Origin of the sequence: Hymenobacter rigui, from assembly GCF_003944715.1 — a bacterium.
GTDB lineage: Bacteria > Bacteroidota > Bacteroidia > Cytophagales > Hymenobacteraceae > Hymenobacter > Hymenobacter rigui.
Genome location: NZ_RWIT01000002.1, coordinates 117,562 through 130,051, shown reverse-complemented (window position 1 = coordinate 130,051; position 12,490 = coordinate 117,562). Strand labels below are relative to the sequence as shown.

Below are 12,490 nucleotides of genomic sequence, written 5' to 3'. Positions count from 1 at the left end.
CACTATTTTACCGCTAATTCAGCAACGATATGCCAAAGCTCAGGGTCTGGGCCTGAGGGCCACGGTTGCTCTTGAACGTGTCGTTGAGGTTGTACTTCACGAACAGGTCGAAGCGGCGGATGCCAACGAGGCCCTGCACGCCGTACTGGAAGTCCTCCAGGTTATAGCTGCCCCGGTCTTTGTCTTTTTTGGTGCTGCCTTCCTGCTCGTATTTTACTTTGGTGTGGGAGCCCAGGCGGTAGCCTACAAATCCGCCGGCCCCGATGCGGAAGGCCTCGTGGCCTTTCTTATCCTGGAAGTTGAGCATAGGCATCAGGGGCAGATTTACGCTGGTAACGGAGAGCTTGCTTTTCTCCAGGTTGCGGCCTGCATCGGGTTTTACCAGGGTGGTTACGCCGTTGGTGTTGGCAAACTGGTAGTTGCCGTCCAGCATGTAGTTGTTGAAGGCCAGCTCAGGGCCGGTGCGCAGGAACAGCACGGAGCCCTTATCACCCAGGCGGATATCGTAGTGCCAGTTAAGGCTGATGTAGCGAGAAGCCAGGGGCCGCAGGTCGGGGGTTACGCCGTTGGCGTCGGCACCTTTTTTTATCAGCGCATTCACGCCCAGGTCGATGTTGAAGTTGCTGTGCACGGGGCGGTTGGCGTATTCTTCGTGTCTGGCCTGGCGCTGGGCATTCCGCAGAGAATCGGATACCGTGGAGGTGCCCACCCGCACCGAAACGTGGTCGGAGCCGCCGTCGGTGTTTTCGTCCACCGTCACCCCAAACACCCGGCCCAGCGTCACGTCCACGTGGTCGGCCGATTTGGTTTTGGAGCCGGGGCCTTGGTTGCGTACCGTGATGCGGATTTGCTCGGGTACCTGCTTGCCGGGCTGCTCTTTGGCGGGGTAGAACTCCATGGTTACCTGGTCCGACTTGGAGTTCTTACCGGCGGCCTCGGCCTGGGTGATGTAACCATCCAGCAGCACCAGCAGCGAGTCCAGCTTGTACTGGCGCAACTCCCGCAGCTGGGCTTTGTTTTTCACGAACAGGGTCATGCTGGCTTGGTTGGGCAGCTTCACCACAATGGTGTCGTCGTTGGCCGCGCGGGGCACGAGGCGGGTGAAATCGGAGGCTTGGGCGGCAGAGGCGGCACCCAGCAGGAGGGCGGTGAGGAGAACGGGGAGGCGTTTCATAACAAAAGACGCTGAAAGCGGGGAGAGTTAGAGTTGAATGACTTTGGTGAGCGTGCGACCCGCCAGGCGGGCCTGCACCGTCACCGATTCGGGTAAGCCGGCGGCCGTGAGGCTCACCTTTTCACCCTGCACCACGTTGCGGGCCTGCCGAAGCAGCGACACCAACCGGGGCCGATGAGCGGGAGCTTCGGGCGCAGCCGCAGCGGCTGCGGGCCGAACTTCCACCTCAATGGGGCCGGTGAGGGCCACCGTGTGGGCGGGTAGCTCCGTGGGGCGGCTGAGCTCCTGCGGTAGCTGCTGCTCGGCAGCGGGCTGCTCAGGAGAGGTTCCCAGAGACCGGGCCGGAGCGGGGGCCGTGGTAGCTACCTGCGCCACGTTTTGGCGCGAGGCCGAAGCACGAGGCCGGCTGGGCCGGCGGGCTGCCAAAACCGGGTCCGGTTGTACACCCTCGGACGGGGTTTTGACAGTGGGCACCGCAGTGGCCACTGCGGTAGTCGGCTCGTTGGCCGGGGCTTCTGAGGGGCTAGATGGAGACGCCGGGGCGGGGGTTGCCTGGGACCGTGAAATATTTTCAACAGCAGGAGCAGCGGAGCGGCGGGGAGTGGTAGCGGCCAGCTCGGGGCGGCCATTGGAGAGGCCCGCGCCGTTCTGCATCGTCCACCACAGGCCGCCCAGTAACGCCAGCAGTGCCACGGAGGCAGCGGCCAGCCATAGTACCGGCCGCCGCTTGCGGGGCTGAATTTCGGCTTCAATTTCGGCCCACAGAAACGCGGGCGGGATGGGGGCATGGTCCGCCAGCTTGTCGCGGAACAGCTTGTCGATATCTTCGGGTTGCATGGGCTTAGTAGCTGTAGAGGGTGGTGGAAGTGGGCCGGGCCTGCGCCCCGGCTACCGCCAGGCGGCGCTGGAGCATGGCCCGCGCCTTACTGAGCTGCGACTTGCTGGTGCCTTCCGAAATACCGAGCAACTCGCCGATTTCGGGGTGGGTGTAGCCTTCCAGGGCGTACAGGTTGAAGACGGTGCGGTAGCCGGCAGGCAGTTCCTGCAGCAGGGCCATCATGTCCTGAGCATTGAGCTGGCTCTCGGCCTCGGCGGCGGTGGCCGGCACGTCGTAAGTCAAATCGTCAATGGCCATGTGCAAAGGTTCCTTGCGGCGGAGCATGCCCAGGGCCTCATTCACCACAATGCGCCGGATCCAGCCTTCAAACGAGCCTTCGTGCCGGTACTGGCCCAAGGCCCGGAATACTTTGGTGAAGCCCACAATCAGGGCTTCCTCCGCGTCTTCGCGCCGCCGCAGGTAGCGTAGGCACACGCCCAGCATCATACCCGCAAACCGCTCGTACAGCAGTTTTTGGGCCCTACTACTGCCCTCGCGGCAGGCGGCTATCAGTTCTACTTCGGTCACGGAAAGAAAGGGTAAAGTGCAGTCAGAAGCAGGGCATTTGGGGGGCTAGATGCGCCCGTTGCACCAGTGGTTGCCTGGCAGCAAGAAAAAAGCGACCTTAATTACACAAAATTGGCGGGTGAAGGTGCTGCACCGGCTGCCAATTCCGCAAGCCATAGCCGGTGCTTTCCGCAACCGGCCTCTTGAAAACAGCTGCCGTACGCCTCCACGGGGCACACGTAGCTGAGTTATATCCGTGTATTTCAGTCTTTACCATGAACATATTTCTGCGCCTGTGCGGGCTATTGCTGCTTATTGCGGCGGTGCTGCCGGCCTCAGCCTCCCACCTGATGGGCGGAGAAATAACTTATAAATACCTGGATAATGCCGGCCCGGCGGCCCGGCCATTTCGCTACGAGGTGGTGGTAACGCACTATATCAACCAGAATTCCTTAATTCCGACCGGTGCTACGTCCATTTTTGTGCTGTTCCACAGCCGCTCGGCCAACAACCCGATAGTGGCAGAAGAGCGGTTTGCCCGCACCAGCGTTACTACTATCAATCCCTCCTCCAGTAGTTCCTGCGGACAGCCGCCTACCGGGGTGGTGGGCGTTACGCTGGCCGTGTATAAACAGGTAGTGAATCTGCCGGTGTCGCCTTCCGGGTATTATGCCGTGTGCAACATAACGGCCCGGAACGCGGGGATTCTGAATGTCCAGAACTCGGGCAGCTATTCCATGACCCTGTTTTCGGAAATGGCCCCGCCGCAACTGCCCAATACCTCGCCGGTGTTTCCGGATACGGCCGTGGTCTTTATTTGCCGTGGCGACACCAGCCTGGTACTCAACAACGCGTATGATGCCGACGGGGACCGGCTCAGCTACTCCTTCGGAACACCTTATGGCGTGGTGGGCAGTGCGCAGGATGACAATGCCATGCCGTTTACCTCCCTCACTTATGCCGCCGGATTTAGTGTAAACCAGCCATTTGGGGCTGGCGGTAGTGCCCGCATAGACGCCAATACCGGTGTTACGCGGTACTTTGCTCCACTGAACGGGGCGTTTATTGTTGCGGTGGATGTGAGGGAATACCGGATGGTAAACGGGCAGGAAGTGCTGCTGGGAACCACCCGCCGCGACGTGCAGCTGCTGACCCGAACCTGTCAGCCCAACGCCACGCCTCAACTGGTTACGTCCACCGGCAGCATCCGCAACCTGACTGTGGTAGAGGGGCAGACGCTGGAATTTACCGTCACGGCCTCCGACCCCGAGGGACAGGCCCTGACGTTAAAAGCCAGCAGCGCCTTGCTGGATGGTGCCGGCCCCTTTGATGCGTTTCTGAATAATGAGCCCGGCGTGGTTCCCGCGGGAAGTGCCGTTGGCTCAGTCAGTCTCAGCGGTATTGGCACGGTGCAGGGGCGGTTTCGGTTTGCGGCGCACTGCGGTAATGCCCGCGCTATTCCGTATGATGTAGTGCTGAGCGGTACGGATGAAGGCTGCAACAAGAAGACCGGTGTAACCGTGATCCGGATTACGGTGCTGCCTCTGACGATTACCGGAACTCCGTTCTACTGTACCGCCGGCAGTGGCTCATTGGTTTTTTCCGTCAGCGGTGCGCCCAACGGCCAATTTCAATGGGCCATTGCGGGCGGTGTAATTACCAGTGGCCAGGGTACGGGCACCATTACGGTTGATGTCCCGGCCGGTGCTACCAGTGTGACTCTTACGGTAAGTGAGCCAGGCAGCCAGAGCTGCGCCGCCACCTTCACCATCCGGCCCGACAACGCGGCGGTGGCGCTGAACACGGCCTCGGTGGATGCGGCTGCCCAGGACCGCAGCATCACGCTGGCCCTGCAGGTGCCCGGCAACAGCGGCAACGGCAACCGGGTGCAGATTCTGCGCCGTGACGCCGGCAGCACCGGCGCCTACACTGCGGTAGGCAACGTGGCCAACACCGCTACCAGCTTTACTGATAATACGGTGGATGCCGACAGCAAAGCCTACCAGTACCAGCTCAACCTCACCAACGCCTGCGGCACCGTGCTCAGCAGCCAGACCCACACGACCATCCTCACCAACGCCGTAGCCACGCAAAGCGCCGGCGGCCGGGATGTGGGCAAGGTGCAGGTCACCTGGACGGCCTACCAGGGCTTTGCGGTGAAGGAATACCGCATCAGCCGGGTGGCCGACAACGGCACCGCCGAGCTGGTGGCTACCGTGCCCGGCACCCAGCTCAGCCTCGATTTGCCCAGCAGCACGGCCGGCTTCAACCAGTGCTTCCGCGTGCAGGCCCTCAGCACCGATGCCGTGGCCCGCACCTCCGCCTCCAACGATGCCTGCGTGCGCTTCGACAACAAGCTGGGCTTCTACAACATCATCACCCCCAACGGCGACGGCAAGAACGATGTGCTCTGGATTGACAACGTGCAGCTCTATCCGCGCAACACGCTCACCATCTTCAACCGCTGGGGCAAGCAGGTGTACGAAACCCGCAACTACCGCAACGACTATGGTGGCCAGGAGCAGGCCCAGGGCATGTACTACTACCTCTTCCAGCTCGAGAACGGCACCAGCTACAAAGGCTGGTTTGAGTTGGTGCGCTGACAGGCTGACTGCCCAACACGCAAAGGCCGTGTACCTCAATGGAAGTACACGGCCCTTGCGCGCAGATCTGCGAATGACAGCTTAATACTGCCCCACGCTCAGCATCACCAGCGTGCAGGCCTCTTCAGTTTTGATGCCGCGCTGGTGGGCCAGCTCCTCCAGCTCCGGGTTTTCGGTGCCGGGGTTGAAGATGATGCGCTTGGGGTTCAAGTCCAGAATATAATCGTACCAGGCGGGCTGGTTCTGGGGGCCTACGTACAGCGTTACGGTATCCACGGCCTCGGCCGCGGGCCGGTCGTTACGGATTTCCAGGCCGGCTACGGAGCCTTTCCGGATGCCCACGGGCACTACCTCGTGGCCGTGGTTTTTGAGTTGGTGTACGGCCCGGTAGGCATAGCGGGCGGGGTTATCAGTAGCGCCCAGCACAAGGGTCTTTTTCATGAGTTCAGTTAATGGCTGACGGCTGTTTTTGCTGACAGCTGGTTGGTGTCCGTGAAGGACCCTATCACGCAAAAACAGCCGTATTAGTTTCGTGGTGGCAGATAAGCCGCGCCCGAAAGACCGTGAACGGTGGTGCTGGTTGCCTCTGCTGCAGCCCGCCCTAGTGACCAAACCGGTAGCGCACTCCAGCAGCCCCGGAGGTAGTCACCACGCGCGGCGAGCGTAAATCCATGTTAACCGTGCCTTCCGCCATGGCTTCCAGCCCGCCAACCAAGCGGTAACGCAGGCTCGGCCCCACGCTCAGAGAATATTGGTTCACGTCAGAGGCTCTGCGGAAGGGAATGCTCTCATTTGGATTTCCGGAGGCCGGGTAAAACCCTTCGCTCTGGTAGGTGGCGCGGTCAAGGGTAAAGCCTCCAAGGGCATCAAGCTGGAAGCGGTGGCTCAAGGTGCGGGTAAGCGTGTAGCGTCCCAGCGCCGTTATGCTCAAGGCCGTATTTCGGTAGTCAACATGATATTTACCTGCCGAGCCCCCATAGATGTCCACGAAGTTGGCAGTTCTGGATCCGGGGCTGTTGCTGTAGGCGGCACTTACTTGTACGGCCAGGCGGGGCCGAAGCTGGTAGCCCAGCGTCAGCTGCAGGGGCGGCCATTTGCTGGCATCAATCTCCCGGCTCTGGCGCTGGTTGGAGCTGGTGAAAGCCGAGAGGCCGACGTAGTAGCGGGGAGCTTCCGGCGTAATGGTCTGGGCCAGGCCCAGCAACGGAGTAGTAAGTAGAGCGGCACCAATGCTAATGGAACGACTGAACATAAGGAGGGAAAATGACAAGGAAAATAGAGTAAAGCCGGCTGCGACCTGCAGACGAATAGTAACAGGAGCCCGGCCCGCCCGGAATCGTTGCAATACTCACCCGAAATAGCCTGTCAGGGGCCGCTCAGGGAGTAACGATACCCCGGTATAACCCCAGTGGCGGGCCCGTACTACTACCGGACCCCGCCACTGGGGTAGGAAACCCCCTACACGAGTGCCAGCACGGCTTCTGCGCACCGCTCCCCATCCATGGCGGCCGAAACAATGCCGCCGGCGTAGCCTGCGCCTTCGCCGCACGGGAACAGCCCGCGCACCTCGGGGTGCTGCAGCGTGTCCCGGTCGCGGGGGATGCGCACGGGCGAAGAGGTGCGGCTTTCCACTCCTACAATCTGGGCCAGGTTGGTAGCGTAGCCGGGAATCTTGCGGCCGAAGTTCTGGAAACCCTGCCGCAGCCGTTCCGCCAGGCCCGCACCCAGTACCTTGTCCATCGGCACCGATACAAGGCCGGGCTGATAACTGGTTTCCAGTAGCTCAGCAGATACTTTTTTCTTCAGGAAATCCCCCAGCAGCTGGGCCGGGGCTACCTGGGTGTTGCCGGCCAGCTGGCAGGCCCGCTGCTCAATTTCCTGCTGAAAGCGCAGACCGGCCAACGCGCCGTACTGGCGCACATCCATGTCCTCCAGCTCCACGGCCGCCACAATGCCCGAGTTGGCAAAGCGCGAGTCGCGGCGCGAGGGGCTCATGCCGTTCACCACCACCTCGCCGGGAGCCGTGGCGGCGGGCACAATGAAACCACCCGGGCACATGCAGAACGAAAACACGCCCCGCTGCCGCTGCTGCCACTGCGTCTGGTGCACCAGCGAGTAGGAGGCCGCCGGCAGCTGGCCCCGGTCCTGGCGGCGGTACTGGGCCTGGTCGATGAGCTGCTGGGGATGCTCCACGCGCACGCCCAGGGCAAAGGGCTTGGCCTCGATGAGCACCCCGCGCCGGTGCAGCAGCTCGTACATGTCGCGGGCCGAGTGGCCGGTGGCCAGAATCACGGCGTCGGCGGTCAGCTCCTCGCCGGTGCTGGTCACCACACCGCGCAGGTGCTTGCCGGTCAGCAGCAAATCATCCACGCGGGTATCGAAGCGCACCTCGCCGCCGGCCTCGCGCACACTGTCGCGCAAGGCGGCCACCACGGAGGGCAGCTTGTTGGTGCCGATGTGGGGGTGGGCGTCCACCAGAATATCGGGAGTGGCGCCGTGCTGCACCAGAATCCGCAGAATGCGCTGAATGTCGCCGCGCTTGGTGGAGCGGGTGTAGAGCTTGCCATCGGAGTAGGTACCGGCCCCGCCTTCCCCGAAGCAGTAGTTGCTGTCGGGGTTCACCACGTGCTCCTTATTGAGGGCGGCCAGGTCGCGGCGGCGGGTGCGCACGTCTTTGCCGCGCTCCAGTACAATGGGCTTGATGCCCAGCTCAATGGCCCGCAAGGCGGCAAACAGCCCGGCCGGACCCGCGCCCACAATCAGCACCGAGCGGGTGGCCCGGCTGACATCGGGGTACCGGAACCAGGGCCCGAATAAATCGGCAGGCGGCGCGGCGCGGTAAATGTCGGCGCGGAGGCGCACCAGGGGCTGCCGGCCGCGGGCGTCAATGGAGCGTTTGCGCAGGTGGACAAAATCGGCCTGGCCGGGCACGAGGCCGGCGGCATCCAGCAGGGCCCGGTAGCGGGCCAGTTCATCATAGGCCACTTCCGGGGTCAGAAGCAGCTCAATTTCCTGGGAGGAAGCCATAGCTAAAGAGGTGAAAGGGAGTTAGCCTTTGAACCGAAACGGGTAAACAAGGGGCGGCAAAGATACGCAACAAGCCTCCCGTTGCCGCCGGCCCGGAAATGAAATCCGGCGGGCAGCAGGGGAGGCTTGCGGAAACGGGCGGGGTGGGGCGGCTAGTTATTGGTCAGGGCAGCGCCTGCACTGCTACCCTTCGCCCGGGGCCAGAACTTCTCAATGGATTCGTTGAACTGGGCCAGTACCTGGTTGCGTACTTCGCCGGAGGAGTGGCGCAGCAGCTGACCCAGAAAGTACCGGTACATTTCGGTGGTTACCTCCAGGCCCTTGGCACTTACCAGGCCGTGGTGAAGCAGGTCGCAGTTGGCGGCCACGGAATTGGCCAGTGACTCGGTGAGTTCTTCCCGGGCCTGGTCAGCATCCCGGAACGATTGTTCCAGGCGCTCATTTATTTGAGAAATCGGGGGCTGCTCGTTGGGCATAAGTGCAGTGGTAGAAGAAACGGGGAGTGGCAAGCAAACTGCTGCGCCTGCCTAAATAGTTCGGGATAAATCGAAAAATTCTTGCTTATATCCCATTGTCCTTCACTTTTACGCCGTTATGCCCCCTAAGGGTTGGCCCGATGCCTGCCTTACGCGGGTACTGACTCTACCGGCAGGATCCGGACAGGCTGCTTCTGGTCGTTGATGGCCACGAAGGTGAACAGCCCGGAAACTGCCCGATGGCGCTCCTCGGAGTACATCTGCTCCACAAATAGCTCCACCCGCACCTTCAGGCTGGTAGTGCCCACGTGCTCCACCCGGCCAATGAGCTCCACCAGCGTGCCGCCCGGAATAGGGTGCGTGAAATCCACCTTATCGGAGGAAACCGTGACCATTTTGAGGCGCGAGAAGCGGGTGGCCGTAATAAATGCTACCTCATCCATCAGGTGCAGGGTGGTGCCCCCGAACAGGGTGTCGTAGTGGTTGGTGGTGTTGGGGAATACGGCCTTGAAGATGCGGGTTTCCGCCTGGCTGATTTTCTCGTCGAGGGTGAGCATGCGTGAAAGGGAGAAAAAGGTGAAGGATGACCTTCCCGGCCCGCTTTTCGGAGCCTCTTTTCCTCGGATACCTTTTTGGTAAGCTGCCCACGCCTCCGCCGCGCCTGTCCCACCCGGAACGGCACGAGCCGACGAAAGTCGGCACAAAGTGGCAGCACCCAATAAGGCTCTCAGGTCGCGAAGAGGCCTCATCATCAAAAGCGGCGGGCAGGTATCCTGACTTGTGCCCGGTATCCCGCCCTTCTCACCCGCCAAGGGGCAATGGGCTGCGCGGGGATACCGCTGTGGCCGGTTATAGGGCCACGGGCACTTACAGTAGCGCGTCTGTCCGGGAGTTGCACCCGGTTCCCTTTTCGGGCCTGTTCTCCGGTGAAGAACAAGCCACCACGCCGCTCGTCTGACTGAAAAACACAGGCAAAGAACGTGGCCGCAAGGTACGCACGGAATGGTAGCATTACCTGCTGGAGTTCCCGCACTACTCCGTGTAGGGTTTACATTTGTACGGTCGGATGAATAGTTTCCGCCGGAAAAACCTGTTTATATCCATTCTCTGCATCGAGGGACTGATTTCTTCGCGAATTTCACGCCGGAAAATGCCCGGGCTACCGTACGGTACCGTCCCGAACTCAGCCACAGTTCAGCATGCAGCAACAAGAAACGCCCTTTTCCTGGGGGAGTTATTACCATTCGGGGCGGTTGTCCCAGCATCTGCTATGGCTGGCCTGCGGGGCCGGTGTAGCAGGGCTGCTGGCGTTTCGTATGCTCATTGCCCTGAGTCCGGTGGTGGGGGTGCTGGCGGTGCTGGCCAACCCCCGGCTGCGGCAGGTATTGTCCCGGTACTGGCGCAACGGGGCGGCCCTGCGGGCGGCGGCGCTGGTGGCCTTTCTGCTGCTGAGCGGACTCTATACCAGCCAGTGGGCCGTGTGGCGGCATGAGCTGTTCCGGAGCCTGACGTGGCTGGGCGTACCGCTGGCTTTCACGCTGGCCGTGCCGTTGAGTGCCCGCCAGCGGCTGACGGTGGGAGCGGGGTTTGTGCTGAGCGTGGCGGCCGTGGGCCTGGTGACCATGGGCCAGTACCTGCTGAACCCGGCTGAGGCCAACGAAGCCATCCGGATAGGCCAGAATATGCAGGCTGCCACAGGCACGTTTCATATTGCGTTTGGTACCATGCTGGCCCAGGCCTTTTTCTGGGGGCTGCTGCTGCGGGGCCATCCGCTGGCCGGCCGCGTGCTGCGGGGGCTGTTGCTGCTGGCAGCGGCGGGCATTGTGCTCACGTTGCACGTGCTGGCGTATCGTACGGGGCTGCTGCTGCTGTACACGGGGCTGCTGGCGTATGCCGTGCGCCTGCTGGTACGCCGGAACCTGCTGGCTGGCCTGCTACTGCTGCTGGGCGTGGTGCTGGTGCCCTGGATAGCCTACCGCACGCTGGACTCGGTGGAGCAGCGGGTAAGCGCCACGGTGTACGATGTGAGCCAATACCTTGAGGGGCACGACATCAACGACTACTCCCTGGCCCGGCGGCTGGCGGCGGTGGAAACGGCCGGTACCATCATCCGGCAGCACTGGCTGCTGGGCGTAGGTCCCGCCGACGCCTACGCCGCCATGCAGGACCAGTACAGCTGGCAGGACTTCGGCCTGCGGCCCGAAAACCGCGTGAATGTGCACAATCAGTACCTGAGTACGCTGGTGGGCGGCGGCGTGGTAGGGCTGGCCCTGTGGCTGGCGCTGCTGCTCTGGCCGCTGGTGCAGCCGGCCACCCGCCGCAACCCCTACGTGGCGGTGTTCATCTTCACGCAGGCCATAGCCATGCTGGTGGTGGATATCCTGAGCCTGCAAATCAGCCTGAACCTGTTCGTCTTCGGGTATGGCTTTTTGGTGGTAGCCACTGAAACCGCGCATCTGCGGGTGCCGGAAGCGGCTGATTCACCGGCCGTCTGACGGCTTACTCCTACATTTCGCCCATGACTTTGCCCCCCGCGCCTCGCTCCATGTCCTCCCGCATCCGGTCCATCTTCAGCGGCTCGGTGGGCAACCTGGTGGAGTGGTACGACTGGTACGTGTATTCGGCCTTTGCCCTGTATTTCGCGCCGGCTTTCTTCCCGAAGGGTAACCTCACGGCGCAGCTGCTGAACTCGGCGGCCATTTTTGCGGTGGGCTTCCTGATGCGGCCGCTGGGTGGCTGGCTGATGGGTATCTATGCCGACCGGGCCGGGCGCAAGGCGGCGCTGCTGGCTTCCGTGCTGCTGATGTGCGGCGGCTCCTTGTTGATTGCCCTCACGCCAACGTACAGTCAGATTGGCGTGGCCGCCCCGGCGCTGCTGGTGCTGGCCCGACTGCTGCAGGGGCTGAGCGTGGGCGGCGAGTACGGCACCTCCGCCACCTACCTCAGCGAAATGGCCGACGCCCGTAACCGGGGCTTCTTTTCCAGCTTTCAGTACGTTACGCTCATTGCCGGGCAGCTGCTGGCTTTGCTGGTACAGCTGGCGCTGCAGCAGCTGCTCACGCCCGCCGAGCTGGCCGCCTGGGGCTGGCGCATTCCGTTCGGAATTGGAGCCGGGGCGGCGCTGGTAGCCCTCTATCTGCGCCGTACCATGGAGGAAACCGATGCCTTCCGGCAGGAGGCGGCTCCCGGACCGGCCGCCCGAAAAACCAACCAGATGCGGCTATTGCTGCAGCATCCGCGCGAGGTGCTTACCGTAGTCGGCCTCACGCTGGGCGGCACAGTGGTATTCTATACCTTCACTACCTACGTGCAGAAGTTTCTGGTGAACACCACTGGCTTCACCAAGGACCAGGCCACGCTGGTATCGTTCGGGGCGCTGGGCGTGGCCATGCTGCTACAGCCGCTGATGGGCGCTTTGTCGGATAGGGTGGGGCGGCGGCCGGTGCTGCTGTTTTTTGGCATCGGGGCCACGCTCCTGACGGTGCCACTGCTGACAGGCCTGGCCCGTGCGCACAGCGTGGGGGCGGCCTTCGGGCTGCTGCTGCTGGCTATGCTGGTAATCAGCGGCTATACTTCCATCAACGCCGTAGTGAAGGCCGAGCTGTTCCCGACGGAAATCCGGGCGCTGGGCGTGGGGCTGCCGTATGCCCTCACGGTGGCCATCTTCGGCGGCTCGGCCGAGTACCTGGCGCTGCTGGCCAAAGATCATGGCGTGGAGCACTGGTTTTACTGGTACGTAACGGCCTGCGCCGCTGCCTCGCTGCTGGTGTATTGGCGCATGCCTGACACGCAGGCTACCTCGCGCATCAGCGGGTAGCCCGCGGCC

General features: G+C 62.5%; 11 protein-coding genes and 1 riboswitch. Of the genes, 3 read left to right on the top strand and 8 right to left on the bottom strand.

The window, feature by feature from the left end:
• Window positions 1–13: 13 nt before the first annotated feature.
• The 3 genes from EI291_RS04605 to EI291_RS04595 are packed head-to-tail and all read right to left on the bottom strand — an operon-like array spanning window position 14 to window position 2,579.
• Window positions 14–1,174, bottom strand: a complete 1,161-nt coding sequence (locus EI291_RS04605) for an outer membrane beta-barrel protein (protein WP_125418494.1) — start codon at window positions 1,172–1,174, stop codon at window positions 14–16.
• Between the two features lie 27 nt (window positions 1,175–1,201).
• Window positions 1,202–2,011, bottom strand: coding sequence for a hypothetical protein (locus EI291_RS04600; protein ID WP_125418492.1), 810 nt, complete (start codon window positions 2,009–2,011; stop codon window positions 1,202–1,204).
• Window positions 2,012–2,015: 4 nt separating this feature from the next.
• Window positions 2,016–2,579, bottom strand: coding sequence for an RNA polymerase sigma factor (locus tag EI291_RS04595; protein WP_125418490.1), 564 nt, complete (start codon window positions 2,577–2,579; stop codon window positions 2,016–2,018).
• A gap of 254 nt (window positions 2,580–2,833) precedes the next feature.
• Between EI291_RS04595 and EI291_RS04590 the strand changes: the two genes are divergently transcribed.
• Window positions 2,834–5,161, top strand: a complete 2,328-nt coding sequence (locus EI291_RS04590) for a T9SS type B sorting domain-containing protein (protein ID WP_125418488.1) — start codon at window positions 2,834–2,836, stop codon at window positions 5,159–5,161.
• Window positions 5,162–5,242: 81 nt separating this feature from the next.
• Here the strand turns inward: EI291_RS04590 and EI291_RS04585 are convergent, their stop codons facing one another.
• The 5 genes from EI291_RS04585 to EI291_RS04565 all read right to left on the bottom strand — a co-directional run bounded on the left by EI291_RS04585 (window position 5,243) and on the right by EI291_RS04565 (window position 9,221).
• Window positions 5,243–5,602, bottom strand: a complete 360-nt coding sequence (locus tag EI291_RS04585; RefSeq protein WP_125418486.1) for a CoA-binding protein — start codon at window positions 5,600–5,602, stop codon at window positions 5,243–5,245.
• 160 nt (window positions 5,603–5,762) lie between these two features.
• A complete protein-coding gene (locus EI291_RS04580) occupies window positions 5,763–6,413 on the bottom strand; it encodes an outer membrane beta-barrel protein (protein WP_125418484.1) in 651 nt (216 codons plus the stop codon).
• Between the two features lie 206 nt (window positions 6,414–6,619).
• Complete coding sequence (locus EI291_RS04575) at window positions 6,620–8,188, bottom strand: NAD(P)/FAD-dependent oxidoreductase (RefSeq protein WP_125418482.1); 1,569 nt, start codon at window positions 8,186–8,188, stop codon at window positions 6,620–6,622.
• Window positions 8,189–8,340: 152 nt separating this feature from the next.
• On the bottom strand, window positions 8,341–8,664 hold the full coding sequence (locus EI291_RS04570; RefSeq protein ID WP_125418480.1) for a hypothetical protein: 324 nt from the start codon (window positions 8,662–8,664) through the stop codon (window positions 8,341–8,343).
• A 149-nt stretch (window positions 8,665–8,813) separates the two neighbouring features.
• Window positions 8,814–9,221, bottom strand: a complete 408-nt coding sequence (locus EI291_RS04565) for an acyl-CoA thioesterase (RefSeq protein WP_125418478.1) — start codon at window positions 9,219–9,221, stop codon at window positions 8,814–8,816.
• Window positions 9,222–9,410: 189 nt separating this feature from the next.
• Window positions 9,411–9,626: riboswitch (cobalamin riboswitch) on the bottom strand.
• 291 nt (window positions 9,627–9,917) lie between these two features.
• On the opposite strand from EI291_RS04565, the gene EI291_RS23315 reads away from it, so the two are divergent.
• Together EI291_RS23315 and EI291_RS04555 are read left to right on the top strand one after the other, a co-directional pair.
• The gene (locus tag EI291_RS23315; protein WP_170172505.1) at window positions 9,918–11,159 is read left to right on the top strand and encodes an O-antigen ligase family protein; all 1,242 of its coding nucleotides are present in this window, start codon (window positions 9,918–9,920) and stop codon (window positions 11,157–11,159) included.
• 23 nt (window positions 11,160–11,182) lie between these two features.
• The gene (locus tag EI291_RS04555; protein ID WP_125418474.1) at window positions 11,183–12,481 is read left to right on the top strand and encodes an MFS transporter; all 1,299 of its coding nucleotides are present in this window, start codon (window positions 11,183–11,185) and stop codon (window positions 12,479–12,481) included.
• Window positions 12,482–12,490 lie beyond the last annotated feature (9 nt).

Coding starts and splice junctions, on each gene's coding strand:
- EI291_RS04605 (WP_125418494.1), bottom strand. CDS start 1,174: ATGAAACGCCTCCCCGTTCTCCTCACCGCCCTCCTGCTGGGTGCCGCC.
- EI291_RS04600 (WP_125418492.1), bottom strand. CDS start 2,011: ATGCAACCCGAAGATATCGACAAGCTGTTCCGCGACAAGCTGGCGGAC.
- EI291_RS04590 (WP_125418488.1), top strand. CDS start 2,834: ATGAACATATTTCTGCGCCTGTGCGGGCTATTGCTGCTTATTGCGGCG.
- EI291_RS04585 (WP_125418486.1), bottom strand. CDS start 5,602: ATGAAAAAGACCCTTGTGCTGGGCGCTACTGATAACCCCGCCCGCTAT.
- EI291_RS04580 (WP_125418484.1), bottom strand. CDS start 6,413: ATGTTCAGTCGTTCCATTAGCATTGGTGCCGCTCTACTTACTACTCCG.
- EI291_RS04575 (WP_125418482.1), bottom strand. CDS start 8,188: ATGGCTTCCTCCCAGGAAATTGAGCTGCTTCTGACCCCGGAAGTGGCC.
- EI291_RS04570 (WP_125418480.1), bottom strand. CDS start 8,664: ATGCCCAACGAGCAGCCCCCGATTTCTCAAATAAATGAGCGCCTGGAA.
- EI291_RS04565 (WP_125418478.1), bottom strand. CDS start 9,221: ATGCTCACCCTCGACGAGAAAATCAGCCAGGCGGAAACCCGCATCTTC.
- EI291_RS04555 (WP_125418474.1), top strand. CDS start 11,183: ATGACTTTGCCCCCCGCGCCTCGCTCCATGTCCTCCCGCATCCGGTCC.